The sequence below is a fragment of the Pantoea sp. YU22 genome, assembly GCF_003970755.1.
In the GTDB taxonomy this organism is placed as follows: domain Bacteria; phylum Pseudomonadota; class Gammaproteobacteria; order Enterobacterales; family Enterobacteriaceae; genus Pantoea; species Pantoea piersonii.
Genome location: NZ_RYDU01000051.1, coordinates 1 through 430, shown reverse-complemented (window position 1 = coordinate 430; position 430 = coordinate 1). Strand labels below are relative to the sequence as shown.

Sequence of the window (430 nt, the reverse complement as noted above, 5' to 3'; positions counted from 1 at the left end):
CTGATTTTGAAGCAATTTACGCTCGATGACTTTCCCGCACTCAAGGCATGCTGGGCTACGCCTGAAATGGCTAAAATTAATGGCGGAGAGAATCCAACGGCAGAAATGGTCTGGACCCGCTTATTACGTTATATCGGACACTGGCATGCGTTAGGATATGGCTACTGGGCAGTATTTGAAAAAGCAACAAACCGTTATGCTGGTGCGTTTGGTTTTCAGGATGCTCAACGTAATACCACGCCTGAGTTAAAATACCCTGAAGCCGGATGGACATTGATTCCAGAAGCACGGGGCAAAGGATATGCGTCTGAAGCACTGGCTGCAGTTTTGCTATGGGCCGACCAGACTTTTTCTTCTCCAGTGTGCTGTATTATTGATGAAGATAACAAACGTTCAAATTATCTGGCTGAGCGTTTTGGTTTCCAGTTCC

1 protein-coding gene is annotated in these 430 nt (G+C 46.3%); it reads left to right on the top strand.

The features are described from left to right. Window positions 1–430, top strand: a 430-nt coding sequence (locus tag EKL29_RS22965; RefSeq protein WP_148104582.1) for a GNAT family N-acetyltransferase, incomplete at both ends; no start/stop codon positions are given.